The 22,129-nt window shown below is 51.7% G+C and carries 17 protein-coding genes, 1 tRNA gene and 1 pseudogene; 6 read left to right on the top strand and 13 right to left on the bottom strand.

What is annotated here, in order from left to right:
- Positions 1–81: 81 nt before the first annotated feature.
- From oppA to GSQ70_RS24375, 3 genes are all read right to left on the bottom strand, one after another.
- A complete protein-coding gene (gene oppA / locus GSQ70_RS24385; RefSeq protein ID WP_158784927.1) occupies positions 82–1,713 on the bottom strand; it encodes an oligopeptide ABC transporter substrate-binding protein OppA in 1,632 nt (543 codons plus the stop codon).
- A 164-nt stretch (positions 1,714–1,877) separates the two neighbouring features.
- Positions 1,878–3,515: an ABC transporter substrate-binding protein gene (locus GSQ70_RS24380; RefSeq protein ID WP_158784926.1), complete on the bottom strand. Its 1,638-nt coding sequence runs from the start codon at positions 3,513–3,515 to the stop codon at positions 1,878–1,880.
- Positions 3,516–4,128: 613 nt separating this feature from the next.
- A complete protein-coding gene (locus tag GSQ70_RS24375; RefSeq protein WP_158784925.1) occupies positions 4,129–4,776 on the bottom strand; it encodes a YchE family NAAT transporter in 648 nt (215 codons plus the stop codon).
- A gap of 489 nt (positions 4,777–5,265) precedes the next feature.
- Here GSQ70_RS24375 and adhE point away from each other — a divergent pair, with 489 nt between their 5' ends.
- Positions 5,266–7,941 carry a bifunctional acetaldehyde-CoA/alcohol dehydrogenase gene (gene adhE, locus GSQ70_RS24370; RefSeq protein WP_158784924.1) on the top strand — a complete coding sequence of 892 codons (2,676 nt, stop codon included), beginning with the start codon at positions 5,266–5,268 and terminating at the stop codon, positions 7,939–7,941.
- A gap of 136 nt (positions 7,942–8,077) precedes the next feature.
- Here the strand turns inward: adhE and tdk are convergent, their stop codons facing one another.
- Positions 8,078–8,695, bottom strand: a complete 618-nt coding sequence (gene tdk / locus GSQ70_RS24365; protein WP_158784923.1) for a thymidine kinase — start codon at positions 8,693–8,695, stop codon at positions 8,078–8,080.
- A gap of 439 nt (positions 8,696–9,134) precedes the next feature.
- Between tdk and hns the strand changes: the two genes are divergently transcribed.
- Positions 9,135–9,542, top strand: a complete 408-nt coding sequence (hns, locus tag GSQ70_RS24360; protein ID WP_158784922.1) for a histone-like nucleoid-structuring protein H-NS — start codon at positions 9,135–9,137, stop codon at positions 9,540–9,542.
- A gap of 139 nt (positions 9,543–9,681) precedes the next feature.
- Here hns and GSQ70_RS24355 read toward each other — a convergent pair whose 3' ends face one another.
- From GSQ70_RS24355 to rssA, 5 genes and pseudogenes are all read right to left on the bottom strand, one after another.
- A complete protein-coding gene (locus GSQ70_RS24355; protein ID WP_158784921.1) occupies positions 9,682–10,689 on the bottom strand; it encodes an NAD-dependent epimerase in 1,008 nt (335 codons plus the stop codon).
- 14 nt (positions 10,690–10,703) lie between these two features.
- Positions 10,704–12,044, bottom strand: coding sequence for a UDP-glucose/GDP-mannose dehydrogenase family protein (locus tag GSQ70_RS24350; protein ID WP_158784920.1), 1,341 nt, complete (start codon positions 12,042–12,044; stop codon positions 10,704–10,706).
- 26 nt (positions 12,045–12,070) lie between these two features.
- The gene (gene galU / locus GSQ70_RS24345; protein ID WP_158784919.1) at positions 12,071–12,979 is read right to left on the bottom strand and encodes a UTP--glucose-1-phosphate uridylyltransferase GalU; all 909 of its coding nucleotides are present in this window, start codon (positions 12,977–12,979) and stop codon (positions 12,071–12,073) included.
- A 196-nt stretch (positions 12,980–13,175) separates the two neighbouring features.
- Entirely contained in the window at positions 13,176–14,189 is a 1,014-nt protein-coding gene (gene rssB / locus GSQ70_RS24340; protein WP_158784918.1) for a two-component system response regulator RssB, read from the bottom strand.
- A gap of 79 nt (positions 14,190–14,268) precedes the next feature.
- Positions 14,269–15,192 (bottom strand): annotated as a pseudogene (gene rssA, locus GSQ70_RS24335) (patatin-like phospholipase RssA).
- A gap of 98 nt (positions 15,193–15,290) precedes the next feature.
- Here rssA and GSQ70_RS24330 point away from each other — a divergent pair.
- The 4 genes from GSQ70_RS24330 (at position 15,291) to xthA (ending at position 18,027) form a co-directional block, all read left to right on the top strand.
- A complete protein-coding gene (locus GSQ70_RS24330) occupies positions 15,291–15,746 on the top strand; it encodes a YchJ family protein (RefSeq protein WP_158784917.1) in 456 nt (151 codons plus the stop codon).
- A 51-nt stretch (positions 15,747–15,797) separates the two neighbouring features.
- Complete coding sequence (gene purU, locus GSQ70_RS24325; RefSeq protein WP_158784916.1) at positions 15,798–16,646, top strand: formyltetrahydrofolate deformylase; 849 nt, start codon at positions 15,798–15,800, stop codon at positions 16,644–16,646.
- A gap of 176 nt (positions 16,647–16,822) precedes the next feature.
- Positions 16,823–16,907, top strand: a tRNA-Tyr gene (locus tag GSQ70_RS24320).
- A gap of 313 nt (positions 16,908–17,220) precedes the next feature.
- Entirely contained in the window at positions 17,221–18,027 is an 807-nt protein-coding gene (xthA, locus tag GSQ70_RS24315) for an exodeoxyribonuclease III (RefSeq protein WP_158784915.1), read from the top strand.
- Between the two features lie 41 nt (positions 18,028–18,068).
- On the opposite strand, the gene GSQ70_RS24310 is transcribed toward xthA, so the two are convergent.
- The 4 genes from GSQ70_RS24310 to GSQ70_RS24295 all read right to left on the bottom strand — a co-directional run bounded on the left by GSQ70_RS24310 (position 18,069) and on the right by GSQ70_RS24295 (position 22,099).
- Positions 18,069–18,425, bottom strand: coding sequence for a DUF1496 domain-containing protein (locus tag GSQ70_RS24310; protein WP_158785457.1), 357 nt, complete (start codon positions 18,423–18,425; stop codon positions 18,069–18,071).
- On the bottom strand, positions 18,425–20,344 hold the full coding sequence (locus GSQ70_RS24305) for a DNA topoisomerase III (RefSeq protein ID WP_158784914.1): 1,920 nt from the start codon (positions 20,342–20,344) through the stop codon (positions 18,425–18,427). Before GSQ70_RS24305 ends, GSQ70_RS24310 begins: the two co-directional genes overlap by 1 nt.
- 16 nt (positions 20,345–20,360) lie before the next feature.
- Positions 20,361–21,407, bottom strand: a complete 1,047-nt coding sequence (selD, locus tag GSQ70_RS24300) for a selenide, water dikinase SelD (protein WP_158784913.1) — start codon at positions 21,405–21,407, stop codon at positions 20,361–20,363.
- Between the two features lie 140 nt (positions 21,408–21,547).
- Positions 21,548–22,099 carry an NAD(P)H nitroreductase gene (locus GSQ70_RS24295; protein ID WP_158784912.1) on the bottom strand — a complete coding sequence of 184 codons (552 nt, stop codon included), beginning with the start codon at positions 22,097–22,099 and terminating at the stop codon, positions 21,548–21,550.
- Between the last annotated feature and the right edge of the window lie 30 nt (positions 22,100–22,129).

Here is a 22,129-nt window from a genome sequence, read left to right as displayed (position 1 = left end):
GCCCGTACCTGCTGGCTTGTGCCTCAGCACTGCTTAAAATAGACACGCTGAGGGAAGGTCGCCCTTCCCCCATTTTTGCCATTAATGTTTGATGATATACAGATTTTTGTCATACACGTTGTCGAGGGCGTCTTTACCGGTGTAGCCACCAACGTAGGTTTTCACCAGGCGGGCGTTCACGTAGTAATAGACCGGCACGATAACCGAGTCTTTATCCAGAACCTGCTCAGCTTTTGCGTACAGCTGGCTACGGGCTTTCTCATCGCTGGCCTGAGCCGCATCCGCCATTACCTTATCGAACTCTGCCGATTTATAGTGAGAGGTATTGTTGCTGCTGTTAGAGAGCATGGTATTCAGGAACGAGGTTGGTTCGTTATAGTCCGCACACCAGGCTGCGCGGGAAACATCGAAGTTACCCTGATGACGGGTATCCAGGAAAGTTTTCCACTCCTGATTGTTCAGCTTGATGTTCACGCCGAGGTTTTTCTTCCAGATTGAAGAGGCCGCAATCGCAAGCTTTTTATGCAGGTCGGAAGTGTTGTACAGCAGTTCGAAGGTCAGCGGTTTGTCCGCCGTGTAGCCTGCTTCTGCCAGCAGTTTTTTCGCTTCTTCGTTACGTTTGTCCTGTGACCAGCTGAACCACTCAGGTTTGATCAGCTCGGCACCGTCGGTAGCTGGCGGTGTGTAGCTGTAGGCAGGCAACTGCCCCTGAGCCAGCACTTTGTTGACCATGATGTCACGGTCCAGGCCCAGCTTCAGCGCGGCACGGACGCGAGGATCGGTGAATGGCGCTTTCTGGTTGTTGATTTCGTAGTAATAAGTACACAGGTACGGGTCAACATGCAGCTCTTTCGGGTTATCGCGCTGCAGCTTTTTAAACAGCTCGATTGGCATGTTGTTGTAAGTCATGTCGCTGCCGTCGTTACTGAAGTAGCGGTTAACGTCGCTCACTTCAGAAGAAATGGGCAGGAAGGTCACTTTATCCAGCTTGGTATTGGCGTTGTCCCAGTAATCCGGGTTACGCACCAGCACGATACGCTCGTTGATCACGTGGGTCTGCAGTTTAAAGGCCCCGTTGCCCACCCAGTTTTCCGGCTGGGTCCACTTCTCGCCAAATTTATCGATTGCTGGCTTGTAAACCGGAGACATGGACGGGTGGATCAGCAGTTTGTAGAAGTAAGGCACGGATTCACTCAGAGTCACCTGCAAAGTGTGGGCATCCAGTGCTTTTACGCCGAGTGTATCAGCGGGTTTTTTACCGGCGATGATGTCGTCAATATTTTCCAGATGACCATATTGCAGGTAGCTGGCGTAAGGTGAGGCCGTTTTCGGGTCAGCCAGACGCTGCCAGCTGTACACGAAGTCCTGAGCAGTGACAGGCTCGCCGTTGGACCATTTAGCCGTGTTACGCAGGTGGAAGGTCCAGACTTTGCCGTCTTTGTTTTCCCAGCTTTCAGCCACGCCCGGGACCGGGTGGCCCTGAGTATCACTGATCACCAGTCCTTCCAGCAGATCACGATTGACGTTGGATTCCGGCACGCCTTCAATTTTGTGCGGGTCAAGTGACTGAACTTCGTCGCCGTTGCCTTTAACCAGTTCCTGTTTAGGTGCCAGCTCAACGCCAGCCGGAACCGTTGCCGCCACGGCCATATTGCCTGCAAGTGCAGTCAGAACGCCCAGTGCAATCAGGCTTTTTTTCGTGATGTTGGTCATAGTGATCCTACTCCAGTTTTTATCATTGCCAATGTGCTCAAAACCATTAGCGACCCCCGTTAACCGGGTAATCTTCCCGGAGCGCCGGAACGACGACGCTCAGAGTCGTTTTTGCTTTACCCTTTACTATCAACTCTATACGGGCGGCAAAATCCCACCCGCTCTTAATGCTTGATGATGTAGTAATACCGGAGGTTGGTCAGATCCTGCGGATCTTTGCCGGTGAATCCGCCAACCGACGGCTTGATCAGACGTGCGCTGACCCGGTAATACACCGGGACAATCGCCGAATCATTATCCAATTGCTGCTCTGCCTGCTGATAGAGTTCTGCCCGCTGCTGGTCGTCGGCAACCGTGAGCGTTTTTGCCATCAGCGCATCAAATGCTTTGCTGCTGTAAAAAGCGGTATTGCTGGAAGAGTTGCTCACCATGATGTTGAGGAAAGTGGAAGGCTCGTTATAGTCAGAGCACCATGTCGCACGCGCCACGTCAAAATTGCCCTGATGACGGGTATCCAGCATGGTTTTCCACTCCTGGTTGTTTAACGCCACGTTGGCACCCAGGTTCTTTTTCCACATCGAGGCGGCGGCAATTGCCTGCTTCTGATTCACGTCGGAAGTGTTGTACAGCAGGCTGAAGCTCAGCGGCTTCTCTGCGCTGTATCCGGCTTCGGCCAGCAATTTCTTCGCCTGCTCGTTACGTTGTTGCTGCGTCAGCTTCATCCACTCAGGCTGCTGCAGCTTTGCACCATTGATAAATGGTGGCGTGAAGGTCCCCGCCGGGATCTGCCCCTGGGCCATAATTTTTTCGGCAATTATGTTGCGGTCGAGCGTTAATTTCACAGCCGTACGCACCCGCGGATCGTTAAACGGCGGGCGTTTGTTATTCAGCTCATAATAGAAAGTACAAAGCAGCGGGCTGACGTGAACCTGAGTTCCCAATGTTTTTTTCAGCGTCGGGAACTGTTCAGGCGGCAGCGTGCTACCGGAGATGTCTATTTCACCGCTGCGATAACGATTCACGTCGGTAGAAGCAGAGGTAATCGGCAGGAAGGTGCCGGTATCAATTTTGGTGTTGCCGTTATCCCAGTAAAGCGGATTGCGCTTAACCACGATCTTCTCGTTAATCACCCAGTCACTGAGCGTATACGCACCGTTGCCAACGTAATGGCCCGGCAGCGTCCATTTTTCCCCCCACTTCTCCAGCACATTGCGGTTAACAGGCATCAGTGAGGTATGGGCTGCCAGCGCGAGAAAATAAGGCACCGGCTGGCTCAGCGTGACCTGCAGATGATGGTCGTCCAGAGCTTTAACGCCCAGCGTATCCGGAGATTTTTTGCCCGCCAGAACATCGTCAATGTTGGTGAGATGCGCATACTGCAGGTAACTGGCATAAGGAGAAGCCGTTTTGGGATCGGCCAGTCGCTGCCAGCTGTAAACGAAATCACTGGCGGTTACCGGATCACCATTGCTCCACTTCGCCTCTTTTCTGAGTGTGAACGTCCAGACTTTGCCCTGTTCGTTGCTCCAGCTTTCCGCCACGCCCGGCACAACCTGCCCGTTATTGTCTGTAGTAACCAGCCCTTCCAGCAAATTGAGGATAATATCGCTCTCAGGCACCCCTTCAATCTTCTGAGGATCGAGAGAAGAGACTTCGCCGCTGTTATTAATCACTATGAACTGTTTCGGAGCCAATGTGATACCCGCAGGTACCGTCGCGGCGTAAGAGGCGCTGGCATAAATCGCCAGGTTAACAACAATGGCCAGGCTGAGGCGCTGGCGGGCAAACGGAATACATTTCATTAAGGGCGAGTAACCTGTGTTTTTGAACCTGTCCCGGTCCGGAAAAAGCCAAACGTAGTTGCACATCCGATGCCAATTTTTACAAACGCTACCGAAAACTAACAGAACGCCGTTTTCCAGGCCAAAGCAAAATGACGGAAATGTTAACTAATTCTCTTTTATCATGAGAATTTTCGCAGGAGAAGTGTTATTTAATATAGAGAAATAAGAATTAAACCTATGAAAAACATCAACTAAATTCAAATAAGATGCTTCTTTATTCAGGACAAACAGGAATTTTGTTCAGAAATTGAACGAGTTACTGCCGTTAAACAGCATTTCGGACTGATATCCCGCATGAGATGCATTTGTCAGCAAAACAACCTGCATGCAGGGTATCTGACAGGCATTAAAGACTGTGATGAAATTAACATTCAAGGAAAAATTTCTGCGGCAGCAGGGATTTGCAGTAATTACATTAATGACAGCGAGACGTTGTTAAGCAGCACGAATAATTGCACCATTATCGATCGCAAAACCCGCATATCGCACTATTATGGTGCCTCATTTTGCAGCAAACAGAAAAAAAGCGCAGATTATGCGCTTTAATATCGACTTTCCAGTGACTGATATTTCAGTTAACCAGCCCCGGGAAAAGGGCTTTCACGCCGGTGACCACAAATTCAATTCCCAGCGCCATCAGCAGCAAGCCCATGATACGGGTGATCACGTTAATCCCGGTCTGGCCTAACACCCTTACCATCAGGGGGGCCGCACGGAATAACAGCCAGCAGCAGAAGGCAAAAAGCGCAATCGCCAGGCTGAAGCCGATCAGGTTCTGCCAGCTGTGGTAGCGGGTACTCCAGACAATCGTCGAGCTGATTGCACCCGGACCCGCCATCAGTGGCAACGCAAGTGGCACCACACCAACGCTCTCTCTGATCGCCGTTTCTGACTTTTCCTGTTTGTTCTGCTTATCTTCCCCCAGCTTGCCGCTGATCATCGACATGGCAATGGTCACCACGAGAATCCCCCCGGCGATGCGAAATGAATCAATCGAGATCCCAAAGAATTGCAGAATGATGTCGCCCAGAAACAGCGAGGTCCACAGGATTATGGCTACCGACAGGTTGGCGGTCATGTTGGTTTTATTTCGCGCAGCGGGCACCTGGTAGCTGGTCATACTGATAAAAACCGGAATGATGCCGAACGGGTTGACCAGGGCAAAGAGCCCGACGAAAAATTTGATATAAACCGATAAGTCGAAAAGTGCCGGGTTCACGCTGAGCTCCTGCAAGGGCTAATTTACGTGGCTAATTTAATGTAAAATCATCTCGCTTACCATGGCAAAACAAGATATTTTCGCCTGTTTTATCGCCACTTACCCGGTCATAAAAACTGCATTTAAGGATTTTATTAGCACTACACCCCTTCAGTATTACTGGTAGAATAATTTCATTCACCTACCAGGCTGTGAAGTGGCGCACAACCTGAAGCTGAAAGGAGTCAGCTTGGAACAAACATGATTCAGATCAAAATTAATCTACTCCATTGTGAGTAAGATTTATTCCAACACACGGACCTGTTGAGTACTGCACATCTCCCCGGACAGGGAGTAATGCGAAGACTCTTTCAGTAAACCTGTAGAACTTATTCCAGATAATTCAAGTAAAGTCACACTGCCTTAACAGCACATTAACCGCCCGTGGCTATACTCGTTAGTTCTGACTTGTTTACTAATAGAGTTTAAACTTCCATCAGGAGATGCATTATGGCCGTTACTAATGTTGCTGAACTTAACGCACTGGTTGAACGTGTTAAAAAAGCACAGCGCGAATATGCCAATTTCACTCAAGAACAAGTAGATAAGATCTTCCGCGCCGCCGCTCTGGCAGCCGCTGATGCCCGCATCCCGCTGGCAAAAATGGCGGTGGCAGAATCCGGAATGGGGATAGTTGAAGATAAAGTCATCAAAAACCATTTCGCATCCGAATACATCTACAACGCCTACAAAGACGAAAAAACCTGCGGTATCCTCAGCACTGATGAGACTTTCGGTACCATCACCATTGCCGAGCCTACCGGCCTGATCTGCGGTATCGTTCCTACCACCAACCCAACCTCTACGGCTATTTTTAAAGCGCTGATCAGTCTGAAAACCCGTAACGGGATTATTTTCTCTCCACATCCACGTGCCAAAGACGCGACCAACAAAGCGGCAGATATCGTGCTGCAGGCCGCGATTGCGGCAGGCGCACCGAAAGACATTATTGGCTGGATTGATGTGCCCTCCGTTGAACTGTCTAATCAGCTGATGCACCACCCTGATATCAACCTGATCCTCGCTACTGGCGGCCCGGGCATGGTGAAAGCCGCATACAGCTCTGGTAAACCAGCCATTGGTGTGGGCGCGGGTAATACCCCGGTTGTGATTGATGAAACCGCCGATATCAAACGTGCGGTGGCTTCGATCCTGATGTCAAAAACCTTCGATAACGGCGTTATCTGTGCTTCAGAGCAGTCAGTTATCGTGGTGGATTCCGTGTATGAAGCAGTCCGTGAGCGCTTCGCCAGCCACGGTGGCTACCTGCTGCAGGGCAAAGACCTGAAAGCAGTTCAGGATGTGATCCTGAAAAATGGCGCGCTGAATGCGGCCATCGTAGGTCAGCCAGCGGTGAAAATTGCTGAGATCGCCGGTATCACCGTGCCAGCCAGCACCAAAATTCTGATTGGTGAAGTGAAACTGGTCGACGAAACTGAACCTTTCGCTCACGAAAAACTCTCCCCTACTCTGGCGATGTACCGCGCGAAAGATTTCGAAGACGCCGTCAGCAAAGCCGAAAAACTGGTTGCGATGGGCGGTATCGGTCACACCTCCTGCCTGTACACCGACCAGGATAATGAGCGCGAACGTGTGAACTTCTTTGGCGACAAAATGAAGACTGCTCGTATCCTGATCAACACCCCGGCTTCTCAGGGGGGTATCGGCGATCTGTATAACTTTAAACTGGCACCGTCACTGACGCTGGGCTGTGGTTCCTGGGGTGGTAACTCCATTTCTGAAAACGTCGGACCTAAACATCTGATCAACAAGAAAACCGTGGCTAAGCGAGCAGAGAATATGTTGTGGCACAAACTTCCTAAGTCCATCTACTTCCGCCGTGGTTCATTGCCAATCGCCATGGAAGAAGTGGCTACCGATGGTGCCAAACGCGCCTTCATCGTTACCGACCGTTTCCTGTTCAATAACGGTTATGCTGACCAGATTGTTGCCGTACTGAAATCACACGGTATCGAAACTGAAGTGTTCTTCGAAGTGGAAGCTGACCCAACGCTGAGCATCGTGCGGAAAGGCGCTGAACAGATGAACTCCTTCAAGCCCGATGTGATTATCGCGCTGGGCGGTGGTTCCCCAATGGATGCAGCTAAAATCATGTGGGTGATGTACGAACATCCGGAAACCGCATTCGAAGAGCTGGCACTGCGCTTTATGGACATCCGTAAACGTATCTACAAGTTCCCGAAAATGGGCGTGAAGGCTAAAATGATCGCCATCACCACGACTTCCGGGACCGGTTCTGAAGTTACGCCATTTGCGGTAGTGACCGATGATGCCACCGGCCAGAAATACCCACTGGCTGACTATGCTCTGACTCCGGATATGGCCATCGTCGATGCCAACCTGGTGATGAACATGCCTAAGTCGCTGTGTGCCTTTGCTGGTCTGGATGCGGTGACCCATGCGCTGGAAGCTTACGTCTCCGTGCTGGCGAATGAATACTCTGACGGTCAGGCGCTGCAGGCTCTGAAACTGCTGCAGGAAAATCTGCCAGCCAGCTATAACGAAGGGGCGAAAAACCCGGTTGCCCGTGAGCGTGTGCACAATGCCGCCACCATCGCTGGTATCGCCTTCGCTAACGCCTTCCTGGGTGTCTGTCACTCCATGGCCCACAAACTGGGTTCAGAGTTCCATATCCCACACGGTCTGGCGAATGCCCTGCTGATCAGTAACGTCATCCGCTACAACGCCAATGACAACCCGACCAAGCAGACAGCATTCAGCCAGTACGACCGCCCACAGGCACGTCGCCGCTACGCTGAGATTGCAGATCACCTCCGCCTGAGCGCACCTGGTGACCGTACCGCGCAGAAAATTGAGAAACTGTTGCTGTGGCTGGAAGGAATGAAAGCCGAGCTGGGTATTCCTAAATCAATCCGGGAAGCTGGCGTGCAGGAAGCTGACTTCCTGGCGAAGGTTGATAAGCTGGCTGAAGATGCCTTCGATGACCAGTGTACCGGTGCTAACCCGCGTTACCCACTGATTGCCGAACTGAAACAAATCATGCTCGATACCTTCTACGGCCGCGAATATGCCGAACCGTTCGCCAACATTGCGGAAGCGGCAGTTGCGCAACCGGTTGATGCTAAGAAAAAAGTTAAAAAATAAAAGTAGCTTAAAAAAAACCCGCCATCCGGCGGGTTTTTTATTTGTCTGACCCGTAAGAAAAACTAATCAACCACTGAAATAAAACCCGGTTTACAATACCGGGCGACTGAATAATTCAGAGCGACTATTTTATTGCTTATTTAATGCCGTGTTCGCCATGTACTGCCCTCAGGCATCCCTGCTCGATAGCCGCTTTGTAATGCTTACGGCACACCGAGACATAACGCTCATTACCGCCAATAACAACCTGCTCACCCTCTTTGAAAGGGGCACCGTTTTCATCCAGTCTTAATACCATCCCGGCTTTTCTGCCGCAGTGGCAAACTGTTTTTAATTCAACAAGCTTATCTGACCAGGCAAGCAAATACTGGCTTCCGCCAAATAATTCCCCGCGAAAGTCTGTACGCAACCCATAACACAGTACTGGTATATCGAGATTATCCACCACGTCTGATAATGCTTTTACCTGGTCTCGGGTCAGAAACTGGCATTCATCAACCAGCACGCAGTGAACCGGTTCCATCTGATTCTCGGCATTAATTTCAGCAAAAAGTGCTGTCTCGTTATTATACAGTTTTGCCGGAGATGAAAGGCCAATACGTGAACTAACCTTACCGGAACCAAAGCGGTTATCGATCTCCGCAGTGTAGACCAGTGTACGCATGCCGCGCTCCTGGTAGTTATACGAAGACTGCAGTAAAGCGGTAGATTTTCCCGCGTTCATCGCGGAATAATAGAAATAAAGCTGAGCCATCAGGCCTCACTCCGGGTAAAAAAAGGGTAACAGGATGGCATGAATTGTACCACAGCCCTGCGCCAGCGGGAGACCTTAATGAAGCCCGCAAAAGGCATTTAACGATTAAAAAAAAACAGAAATAACCCTGCTAATATTCGCAGAATTTTCTTAAGGTTAGCAAGGCACACCCTGTAAAATGCTTTATTTCTGCCCATTAATTATTTTGCTGAACAAATGAGTCACCGACAGATTTTATCTGCAGCCGGACAGGGGAATGAACCACGTTGTTATTCAGAGAATGTTAATTTCCCGTCATGTTAATAGTCATTCTGCTAAATCAAATGGTTTTGTTATTCTGAATTACTTACAAAATTAACTATTGCAGTTCGTATTGCCGCACTCTATTATTATCAGGCAGAACATTCCCCCACCCATTATAATTTTTGAGATCAGGAACATGAGCGAAGCACTTAAAATTTTGAACAACATCCGGACCCTGCGCGCGCAGGCACGAGAATGTTCTCTGGAAACTCTGGAAGAGATGCTGGAGAAACTGGAAGTTGTGGTTAACGAGCGCCGCGACGAAGAGAGCCACGCTCAGGCTGAAATCGAAGAGCGTACCCGCAAGCTGCAGCAGTATCGTGATATGCTGATTGCTGACGGTATCGATCCAAATGAATTGCTGTCCACTCTGGCAGCGGCTAAAGCACCGGGTAAAGCAAAACGCGCTGCCCGTCCTGCCAAATATAGCTACGTTGATGAAAATGGCGAAAGCCGCACCTGGACAGGCCAGGGACGTACTCCTGCCGTGATTAAAAAAGCAATTGAAGAACAAGGCAAGAAGCTGGAAGATTTCATGCTGTAATGCTGGCAACCGATGCTGTCAGAAGACCCCATCCCTGAGATGGGGTTTTTTATTTGCTCCCCCACCAATTTCCTGGCCCTTTTTTAAAGCAAAAAAAGGAAGCCGCAGCTTCCTGTTTTTTTATTTTTACCGCACGGTTTTAAACCTGATAGAAAGAACGATACCAGTTAACGAACAGCTGGATCCCTTCTTCCACACCCGTCTGGGGTTTAAATCCAATAGCGTTATATAAAGCAGTCGTATCCGCACTGGTTTCCAGCACATCGCCTGGCTGCATCGGCATCATATTTTTGTTAGCAGAAAGGCCTAATGCCTTCTCAAGCGCTTCGATATAAGCCATCAGCGTAACCGGATTACTGTTACCGATATTATAAACTCGGTACGGAGCAGAACTGCTGGCAGGACTGCCCTCTTCTACTGTCCACTCAGCATCCGGCGACGGAATGACATCCTGTAGTCTGACTATGGCTTCCGCTATATCGTCGATATAGGTGAAGTCACGTCGCATCTGGCCATTGTTATAAACATCAATCTGTTCACCCGCCAACATCGCACGGGTGAATTTAAACAAAGCCATGTCCGGCCTTCCCCATGGCCCGTACACGGTGAAAAAGCGCAGTCCGGTTGTCGGGATACCATAGAGGTGTGAATACGTATGAGACATCAGCTCATTGGCTTTTTTGGTCGCGGCATACAGCGAGACCGGATGATCAACAGTATCATCAGTAGAGAAAGGTAATTTGCGGTTAAGACCGTAAACGGAACTTGAAGACGCATAGAGCAGATGGCCCACTTTATTGTGGCGGCACCCTTCAAGTACGTTCAGATGACCAATCAGGTTAGCATCAGCATAGGCTAACGGATTATCCAGCGAATAGCGGACACCAGCCTGAGCACCCAGATGAATAACACGGTCAAAGCCCTGCTCACCAAAGAGTGAGGCCATGCCTTCTCTGTCAGCAAGATCGAGCTGGATAAAGGAAAATGCAGAATGAGGCTTGAGTAATTCAAGACGGGCAAGCTTCAGCTTTACGTCGTAGTAATCGTTCAGGTTGTCGATTCCGACAACCTGGTGACCGGCGCTGAGCAGGCGTTCCGCAACGTGGAAACCTATAAATCCTGCCGCACCGGTAACCAGATATTTCATACTGCCCTCATTAATTATGCAACTTGAATAGAAGCACCGCGGCCGATTGCATAATAAACAAAACCGCGTTTGCTGACTCTTTCTGGATCATACAGGTTACGACCATCAAAAATCACGGGTTCTTTCAGCGCATTTTTAATGACTTCGAAATCCGGCGCGCGGAAATTCTGCCATTCGGTACAGATAACCAGGCCATCAGCACCCTGCAGAGCGGCTTCTTTGGTTCCCATCAGCTTCAGATCGCTGCGATGTCCATAGATGCGCTGAGCTTCGTCCATCGCTTCCGGATCGAAAGCCTGCACGCTGGCACCAGCCTGCCACAGTGACTCCATCAGCACGCGGCTGGAAGCTTCACGCATATCATCGGTGTTTGGCTTGAATGACAGGCCCCACAGCGCAAAGGTTTTGCCCTGCAGATCGTCGCCAAAGTGACGTTTGATAAAGGCGGGCAGCTTGGTCTTCTGAGAGTCGTTAACGTCCTCAACAGCCTGCAACAGGCGTGGCTTATAGCCAATCTGCTCGGCCGTGCGGATCAACGCCTGCACGTCTTTCGGGAAGCAAGAACCACCGTATCCGCAGCCAGGGTAGATGAACGAGTAACCGATACGGGAATCAGAACCGATACCCTGACGAACTTTCTCGACATCCGCTCCCAGACGTTCAGCCAGGTTGGAAATCTCATTCATAAAGCTGATTTTAGTTGCCAGCATGCAGTTAGCGGCATATTTGGTCAGCTCAGCACTGCGGATATCCATCAGGATCATACGATCGTGATTACGGTTAAACGGCTCGTAAAGTTCACGCAGCAGTTCAACAACCTCATCATTGTCGGTACCCACAACAATACGCTCAGGACGCATGCAGTCAGCAACGGCTGCACCTTCCTTGAGGAATTCCGGGTTTGAGACCACGTCAAAGGCAATCTCAACACCACGTGCTTTCAGCGTTTCAGTCATTACGGCGCGAACGCGGTCCGCAGTGCCGACAGGAACGGTCGATTTGTCGATAACGACTTTATGATCGTTCATGTGCTGTGCAATCGTGCGGGCCACTGCAGTAACGTATTTCAGGTCAGCAGACCCGTCTTCGTCCGGTGGCGTACCCACAGCGATAAACTGCATGATACCGTGATTCACACCCTCTTCCGCGTTGGTGGAAAACTTGAGGCGACCCGCCTCATAGTTTTGCATCACCAGAGGCGTCAGACCCGGTTCAAAAATAGGAATGATCCCTTTCTTCAGATTCTCGACTTTCTTTTCGTCGACATCGATGCAAAGAACGTCATGTCCGACTTCGGCCAGAACCGCAGCCTGAACCAGACCAACATAGCCGATACCAAATACGGTGACTTTCATTGAATTGTCCCGGTTAGAAATTAAATTTACTTTTTATTACCAACAGTGCTTTCCAGCCACTCTTTAAAGTCGCTGCCCAGCGTATTGTGACGCACGCCATACTCGACGAAAGCCTGCATATAACCCAGTTTGTTACCGCAGTCGTGACTCACGCCTTTCAGGTGGTAAGCTTCAACGGTTTCTTTGTCCATCAGCATCGCGATGGAGTCTGTCAGCTGGATCTCATCACCTGCGCCCGGAGGAGTCTTGGCCAGCAGTGGCCAGATGTCTGCAGACAGAACGTAGCGACCCACAACCGCAAGGTTGGATGGTGCTTTGTCTGCTTTAGGTTTCTCTACCACGCCCACCATCGGCGCGCTCTGACCTGCGGCCAGTTCAGCGCCCTGGCAGTCAACCACGCCGTAAGCGGTTACATCAGCAACGGGTTCAACCATAATCTGGCTGTGACCGGTTTCATCAAAGCGACGCATCATGTCAGCAAGGTTATCTTTCGCCAGGTTTGATTCGTACTCATCAATGATTACGTCTGGCAGAATGACCGCAACTGGCTCATTACCCACAACCGGGTAAGCACACATCACCGCATGGCCCAGACCTTTTGCCAGCCCCTGACGAACCTGCATAATGGTGACGTGAGGTGGACAGATAGACTGGATCTCTTCCAGCAGCTGACGCTTAACACGTTTTTCCAGCATCGCTTCCAGCTCAAAACTGGTGTCGAAGTGGTTTTCAATCGAGTTTTTAGATGAGTGCGTGACCAGCACAATCTCAGTGATCCCTGCTGCGATGCACTCGTTAACGACATACTGAATTAACGGCTTATCAACCAGCGGCAACATCTCTTTTGGAATCGCTTTGGTTGCAGGCAACATACGCGTTCCCAAACCTGCTACCGGGATAACCGCTTTTTTTACTTTGGACTTATAGGCAGACATCTAAGTACCTCTCTTTATAGGCCGTTCAAGTTATTACTTGATATGTCGAGTTAAAAAACGAATTGAGTATACCAGTGGAACCCTGACGGATTTATCCTGGATAAACCATTTCAGCGCAAATTAAGACTATTACCTAAGTGTAAAGCTTATCTCTGGCCCTGTCTGCGGGGCTCAGCGATAAAATAATGCAGGTTGGTCAATCTGTGGACAACATCAGGCGCAGCCTGCCGCCAGCGCCCCATACCTGACACTGCCAGGCGTCACATCTCTGACTTATTTGGTTGAGATGTGTATTGCCTAAAGTACCAAGGGGCACGCCATTGCTGAGTTGTATTTGGTTTGTATTAATATTGAGCGTGGCATTCAGCCCTGCAGAAACGAGGATCAGATTTTTTAACCCCTGGTGATAGTAACCCACCAATAAAGGGAACTGTCCTTTCAGATTTGCCTGACGTAAAAGCAGGTTAACCTGTTTTAACAATCCATTTAATTCCGGCAGGCGTTGCGCCTGACCCGACAATTGATCCTGTAACAGCCCGTTAAATAATGCGCGTAATAACAAGGCTGCCAGGACGCCATTATCTCCTGCCCTTGTGACATCCAGACAATAAAACGCCAGATCTTTTTCCGACAGGGCAGCCACATCGAGAACCAGCCCTGGCTGTTCAGCCATGGTTAACTGGCGATAATTAATCCTGCAATTGGCAATGGTCTGCTGCACAGGAGGCTGAAGTTGTTTGAGCAATTTGGCCGCCGCCTGCGGGTCACGCACCAGCGCATCCCAGTCCTGAAACAGCTGTTCATCTTCTTCCACTTTAGAGGTAAACATGGAGGGATAAAGACATTCGTAAACCGCTTCGCGCAGCCGTCCAAGATCTTTCAGCGGTTTAAGCAGCACATCCTGTACGCCAAGGCGCAGCACGTGAGCGATATCAGACATGTTTTCCGTGGCGGAGATCACCAGCACGGGGACGGGATTACCATTACTGCGCAAATGCTCAACCAGCTTGAGACCATCCATACGCGGCATCGCCAGGTCACAGATAACCAAATCATGTGCCTGATGCTTCATTTTTTCGAGGGCGTTAAGTCCGTCATCTGCCAGCGTAATGACAGCACCGAGTGCAGACAGATAATTATCCAGCAGAGAGCGGAAAACGACTTCGTCTTCAACGATCAGGATCTGTTTTCCACTTAATGGCTTCTCCATTATCCCCCCTTGTTCACCGGATTAGACAATAGTGGCTCATAATCCACAATCGCGCCTCCCTGATTTGCCAGAAGTACGATCATTTCTCACCCGGCAGTTCATGTTGACGGACCAACGGCAGCAGCTCATCCATTTTCTTCTCCACGGCGAGTTTTCCTGCCTCTATCGCTTCTTCCGCACGGTGGAAATCAAGTGTAGAAATCTGCGGGCAGAAAGGTTGGATCAGCACATCCGGAGGATCGCCCGCCATACGGTTGCGCTTGACGCGGTTCTCAAGTACCTGAATAGAAGTGGACATGATTTCCATCGCGGCCGGCGTCTGGTTAACTTTGCGCTGGGCGACTCTGGCCAGGCTTTGGCGCAATCTGCCGCCCCAGCTGGTTGCAGTTGCGGTGGTTTGGTCTTCCACCGACTGTGGCGTGATGGATAATAAGTCCTGCTGCATTAAGTGTGCATCATGCTGAAGATCCACCGCGATGACAATGTCAGCGCCGAGCGCGCGGGTTAACGAGATAGGCACAGGGTTGACTACTGCGCCGTCCACCAGCCAGTAGCCATTCCAGGCGACCGGAGCCAGCAGACCCGGCATACTGCACGACGCTCGCACAGCCTGATGCAGATCGCCTTCGGTCAGCCAGAGTTCACGGCCGGTACTCAGGTTGGTGGTGACCGCGCCGAACGGCATGGCACACTGCTCAATATGATCGTTTTTCACCAGGCGGCGCACATGATTGAAAACACGTTCACCTCGCAGCAGGCCACCGCGACGCCAGGAGAAGTCCATCAGGCGGATGACGTCCCAGTAGCTGAAGGAGCGAACCCAGGTTTCCAGTCGCGGCAGGCGGTCGCTGGCATAGGCAGCGCCGACTTATGCTCCAACGGAACATCCGGCCACCACATCTACCTTAATCCCGGCCCTTTCCAGCGCGTTGATCACGCCTATATGGGCCCATCCTTTGGCCGCTCCGGAACCCAATGCCAGCCCTATTTTAACCTGTCTCATTCACCCTCTGGTACCCGCTTGACTTACAAATGGCATCATTAACGCCGCTCAGTTAACATGATGCCCAAACCCGCATTAATACCCTTTCTGGAGTTAACGTGTCAGACCCTTGCCCCTGCTGTAGCGGATCGGAGTATAGCTTATGTTGCCAACCCTGGCTGGACGGTGTGGCTTTCCCCCCTTCACCGGAGGCGCTGATGCGCTCCCGCTATACCGCATACGCCCGTCAGGATGCCGGTTACCTGATTGACACCTGGCATCCCTCCTGCGATGCAGAACGTTTTCGTACCAGCCTTGAGCAAAGCTTTGCCGTTACGAAGTGGCTTAGTTTACATATAATTATCACAGAAGTACCGGGAGATAACTCTGAAGGTTTTGTGACCTTCTGTGCTCGTTTCTCTGAAAATCAGCAGGAAAGTTTTATTCATGAACGTTCCCGCTTTCTTCGACTGGAGCAACGCTGGTACTATATCGACGGAACATACCCTGAGACAGGGCGAAATGACCGGTGCCCGTGCGGTTCCGGCAAAAAATTCAAAAAATGTTGCGGGTAGCCAACTGCCCCTCATCTGACCCCAAGTTGCTTCGACAGGATTACCATCGCAATGCAAGCGCAAACACTGCAACGAAAAGTTTTACGGACCATTTGCCCGGACGCAAAAGGCCTGATCGCCAAGATCACCAATATTTGCTACAAGCACGAGCTGAACATTGTGCAGAACAATGAGTTTGTCGATCACCGCACGGGTCGCTTCTTTATGCGTACCGAACTGGAAGGGATCTTCAACGATGGCACGCTGCTGGCCGATCTTGACAGCGCGCTGCCAGCCGGGTCTTTCCGCGAGCTTAACCCGGCCGGACGCCGCCGTGTTGTGATCCTGGTGACCAAAGAAGCGCACTGCCTGGGCGATTTGCTGATGAAGAGCACCTATGGCGGGTTGGACGTAGAGATCGCGGCTGTTATTGGTAACCATGAAACGCTGCGCACGCTGGTAGAACGCTTTGATATTCCGTTTATTCTGGTCAGCCATGAAGGCTTAACCCGCGAAGAGCACGATAACAATATGGCTGCGGAAATCGACCGTTACCAGCCTGATTATGTGGTTCTGGCCAAGTATATGCGCGTGTTAACACCTGCTTTCGTGCAGCGTTATCCTAACCAGATCATCAATATCCACCACTCATTCCTGCCAGCCTTTATCGGTGCGCGCCCTTATCACCAGGCATATGAGCGCGGAGTGAAGATCATCGGCGCAACCGCTCACTACGTGAATGATAATCTGGATGAAGGTCCAATCATCATGCAGGACGTGATCCATGTGGATCATACCTACACGGCTGAAGATATGATGCGCGCCGGTCGTGACGTCGAGAAAAACGCGCTGAGCCGTGCCCTGTATCAGGTGCTGGCACAGCGCGTATTTGTTTACGGCAACCGCACCATCATCCTTTAACCTGGTGAAAGACTGCTGTTTTGTCTGACAAAACAGCAGTCCGGGCAAAAAAACGGCAAACGAAACAATTTCTTTGCTGACGGGCTTTACAGCCACATTTCATCTGATATGATGCGCCCCACTTAAGCAACCGGCAGCAAGGCCAGCAGGTTGTGTACAGCAAATGTTTTACCCCTGGTGGGGTTCCCGAGCGGCCAAAGGGAGCAGACTGTAAATCTGCCGTCATCGACTTCGAAGGTTCGAATCCTTCCCCCACCACCATCTCAGACGTCCCCATACCAAAATCCTTTGCACGTTCCATCATGTTCCCCACGGGGGAGGATGAGAAGCTTCGACCTCGAAGGTTTGACCCGAAGGGCACGGAACGCAGTGACGTGAATCCTTCCCTCACAGAAATACAACCTGACGCACCATCTCAGACGTCCCCATACCAAAATCCTTTGCACGTTCCATCATGTTCCCTCACAAAAACACAGCCAGCCACCACCATTAAACACCCGCTTCCCTCACTTTCAGTTCATCCCCACATCTGCTACCATTCCACTCACTTTTTCCTCCCGATACGGCCGCCAAAATGAAATTTGTTTCTTTTAATATCAATGGGCTGCGTGCCCGTCCTCATCAGCTGGAAGCCATCATCGATCAGCATCAGCCAGACGTCATTGGCCTGCAGGAAACCAAAGTTCACGATGACATGTTCCCGCTGGCAGACGTGGCTAAACTGGGTTACCACGTGTTTTATCATGGCCAGAAAGGCCATTACGGTGTGGCGCTGCTGACTAAAGAACAACCGATAATGGTCCGCCGTGGCTTCCCCGGTGATGAAGAGGGCGCACAGCGTCGCCTGATCATGGCTGATATCCCCAGCCCGATGGGCAACATCACGGTGATCAATGGCTACTTTCCCCAGGGCGAAAGCCGTGACCATGCCACAAAATTCCCGGCTAAAGAGAAATTCTATCGCGACCTGCAAAACTATCTTGAGCAGGAGCAGAAAGCGGAAAACCCGGTGTTGATCATGGGTGATATGAATATCAGCTCGACCGATCTGGATATCGGCATTGGCGAAGAGAACCGTAAGCGCTGGCTGCGTACCGGCAAATGTTCATTCCTTCCAGAAGAGCGTGAGTGGATGGATCGCCTGATGAACTGGGGTCTGGTGGATACCTGGCGCGCAGAGAACGCTGAAGTGAATGACCGTTTCTCGTGGTTCGATTACCGTTCAAAAGGCTTTGATGATAACCGCGGGCTGCGTATTGACCTGGTGCTGGCCAGCAAGCCACTGGCAGAGCGCTGTGTGGCAACCGGCATCGATTATGATATTCGCAGCATGGAAAAGCCATCTGACCACGCGCCAATCTGGGCGCAGTTCAGCTTCTGACCATGAAGAATTCCCCCCGGTGCAAAGCCGGGGGGCTTGAGTTACTTGATGGTTTTCCAGATCAGATTATTCGTGCCGAAAGATTTTTCGTCACGCGCACACTGCAGCAGCACCCCTTCCATTTTTACTACAGAACCTTCCGTGTAGCTCCGGTTCTCATAAGTGCAGCAGGTCTGGCAAGGTGGCTGGTTGTTATTCTGCCCCTGCGTCCAGACTTCAGGCGGCATATCCACCATGACATCCGCATCAGGGCCGCTGTTGGTAGTGGTGTTACCGCGATAGCTCGTACCGCTCTCATAGCTGCTACCGTGACCGGTACTCAGCCTCTGTTCAGCCGCCAGCAGAGGCTGACTGCAAAGCAGCAGACCCGCCAGCAGCATCACGCCCGTTCTTTTCATCATTCAGTTTCCTTTGCTTTTGCCGTTTTACGCCTGGGCTTTTTGTTCTCCACCTCAGGGGCTGGCAACCCACGAAACGCATGGGCAGCAGGCTGCTGTCGTGCCTGAAAAATCAGATTGTGCAGCGTCTCCACCAGCGGCTGCATAAACCCCTGATAGCTGCACTGCTTCTCACTGATTTTGGTCAGCGTGGACTCCCAGTGGGCGGTCATATCCGGTCGCGCGGCCATTTCAGGCAACGAGTGGATCAGCGCCCGCCCGGCGGGACTGGAATGAATATAGCGCCCTTTCTTAAATAAGAATGAACGTTTGAACAGCAATTCAATGATCCCGGCGCGCGTGGCCTCTGTTCCTAAACCATCGGTCGCACGCAGCACTTTCTTTAGATCTTTATCCTGCACAAAGCGGGCAATCCCGGTCATTGCTGACAGCAGGGTGGCATCGGTAAACGGACGCGGGGGCTGCGTTTGCTTCTCCACCACTTCTCCCCGCTCGCACAGCAGCTCATCCCCTTTCGCCACCACCGGCAGCGGCGTGCCGTCATTTTCCTCATCACGTTCTTTGCTGCCCAGCAGTGCGCGCCAGCCAGCTTCGGCGAGAAAACGGGCTTTAGCAACGAATTTACCGCCCGCGATATCCAGCTCGATAACGCATTTACGATAAACCGCATCCGGGCAGAACTGCATCAGATACTGAGTCGCCACCAGCCGGTAAATGTTATTTTCATTTTCGGTCAGTCTGATTTGATTGCTGCGCGCTGTCGGGATGATCGCATGGTGAGCATCGACCTTTTTATCATCCCAGCAGCGGTTTTTCCGGTCGGCATCAAAATCCGCTGGCGGCGTAATATCAGGTTGATGGGCATTGATGGCGTTTAAAACAGCATGGCGCCCGGCAAAATGTTCGTCCGGCAGATAGCGGCTGTCCGAACGTGGATAGGTAATCAGCTTATGGGTTTCATAGAGTTTCTGACAGGTATCAAGCACCGTCTGCGCGCTGAGGCCAAAACGTTTAGCCGCTTCGATTTGCAGGCTCGACAGCGAGAACGGCAGCGGCGCGGTGTCATTTTCCCGCTTATCGTTATAGCTGGTGACGAAGGCAGGCTGCCCGCCAATACGGGCCACCACATGGTCCGCCAGCGGGCGATGCAACAAGCGCCCTTCTTCATCCTGGTAAGGCTCACAGGAATCACTGGGCTGCCAGAGGGCAACAAAACGCTCCTCTTTCGGTGTGACAATATGCGCCTTCACTTCAAAAAAGTCTTTCGGGATGAAATTCTCAATCTCTTCATCACGACGGACCACCAGCCCGAGCACCGGCGTCTGCACTCTTCCAACCGAAAGCAAGCCATCATAGCCAGCGTTACGACCAAGCAGCGTGTATGCGCGGGTCATGTTGATGCCGTAGAGCCAGTCAGCACGAGCCCTGGCCAGCGCAGAGACACACAAAGGAATAAACTCGCGATTCTCACGCAGTCGCTCCACCGCACGCTCAACGGCGGAAGGGTTGAGGTCGTTAATCAGGCAGCGTTGCACCTTTTCGCGCTTCTCCGGCGGCAACGCCAGATAATCCAGCACTTCATCCACCAGCAGTTGCCCCTCCCGATCCGGGTCACCGGCGTGGATCACTTCGCTGGCCTGCTCCAGCAGCCCTTTAATCACGTTGAGCTGCTTTGCCACTGACGGGCGCGGTTGCAGTTGCCACTTATCCGGGACTATCGGCAGATCGGCCAGAGACCAGCGGGCAAAACGGCTGTTATAGCTGTCCGGCTGGGCCTGCTCAAGCAGGTGTCCCACACACCAGGTCACCATATGATCGCTGCCGCAGGCGATAAAGCCATCGCCCCGGCGATGAGGTTTCGGTAAAACATCCGCAATAGCGCGGGCGAGGCTTGGTTTTTCGGCAATGAACAAACGCATCCGGCAGTGACTTCCTTCAGGAAACTATTTCAATTAAAGCATGCCCTTCGCGGGCTGGCAGCAGTTCCCCAATCGCGTTCAGGGTGATCCCCATTGCGCTGGCACTGTCGGTGAGCGTGGCTTCAGCCTCAGGGGTCACGGCCAGCAGCAGACCGCCTGAGGTTTGTGGATCGCACAGCAGCTTACGCTGTTCATCACTCATTGCGCCAATTAAATGACCATAGCTGGCAAAATTGCGCTCCGTGCCGCCCGGAACACAGCCCTGAGCGATGTATTCATCCACACCTGCCAGTCGCGGAACCTGGCTGAACCAGACATCAGCCTGCACGCCAGAGCCCTGGCAAATTTCGCTCAGGTGGCCCAGCAGGCCAAAGCCGGTTACATCGGTCATCGCCGTCACACCGGCGATCTCAGAGAAAGCAGCACCGGCGCTATTCAGCTGGCACATTACCGTGGTCGCCAGCCCCTGATGTTCTGGTTTCAGCCTGCATTTTTTCTCTGCGGTGGTCAGCACGCCAATCCCCAGAGGTTTGGTCAGGAAGAGTTTGCAACCGACCTGTGCCGAACTGTTCTTTTTCACTTTCTGCGGATCGATAACGCCGGTAACCGCCAGCCCGAAAATCGGTTCTGGCGCATCAATAGAATGGCCGCCAGCGAGTGAAATCCCGGCAGCGCGGCACACGCTGCGCCCGCCCTCGATTACCTTACGCGCAACTTCAGGCGCCAGTTTATCAACAGGCCAGCCCAGAATAGCAATCGCCATGATCGGTTTCCCGCCCATGGCATAGATATCACTGATAGCATTCGTGGCCGCGATTCGGCCAAAATCAAAGGGATCGTCGACTATCGGCATAAAGAAGTCGGTTGTACTGACAATCGCGGTGCCATTGCCCAGATCGTAGACTGCGGCGTCATCACGTGTTTCATTTCCGACCAGCAGCTTTGGGTCGTGCAGCAGCGCATGATCGCTGTGCAGGATTTTTTCCAGCACGCCGGGGGAAATTTTACAGCCGCAACCGGCTCCGTGACTGTACTGTGTCAGGCGAATAGCATCATTATTCATGGGCAACATCCCTCAAAGTTTACCGGCGTTATGGTAACGTTTTCGACAGTCAGAGGTAAGGCTCTACCTGTCGTTCGCTCAATATCCCGACAAATTGCAGGGCCGCTCACAACCCTGCCTGTAATGAGGGCGTTTGTCTTTCAGAAATAACTGACAAACGGTGCCGTGTCCGGAGGGATAACGGTGGTGGAAGATTTCAGCTGCGGGGTTCCCAGATAGAGGAAACCAACGATGGCATCCTGCTCGCGACAGTTAAAAGCTTTACGCATCGCTTCATGCCCGGTCCATGCGCCGCTGCGCCAGATACCGTTGAAGCCCTGAGCGACTGCCGCCATCTGCATCGCCATTACCGCACAGCCAGCAGAAACGACCTGCTCCCAGCGCGGAACTTTGTGATGCTCTTCGCAATGCGCCACCACGGTAATGATCATCGGCGCGCGAAAAGGCGACTGTTTTGCTTTGTCGATGGCCTTCTCATCCATGCTGTCATTTCGTGCTGCGGTTTCCAGCAGATCGCTGAAACGCTCGCGGCCCTGATTTTCGATAATAATAAACCGCCATGGCTGCAGCGTTCCGTGGTCCGGTGCACGCATGCCAGCGCGAAGAATGTTTTCCAACGCCTCGCCTGCCGGTGCTGGTTCACTTAACCGTGATGCTGAACGACGGTTAACCACTAAATCAAGTGCATCCATAACTGACTCCTGATAATGATTTTTATTTAG

The organism is Pantoea sp. BAV 3049, from assembly GCF_009765445.1.
Lineage (GTDB): Bacteria > Pseudomonadota > Gammaproteobacteria > Enterobacterales > Enterobacteriaceae > Erwinia.
The sequence above is the reverse complement of the archived record's forward strand: the minus strand, read 5'-3'. Positions and strand labels throughout refer to the sequence as shown.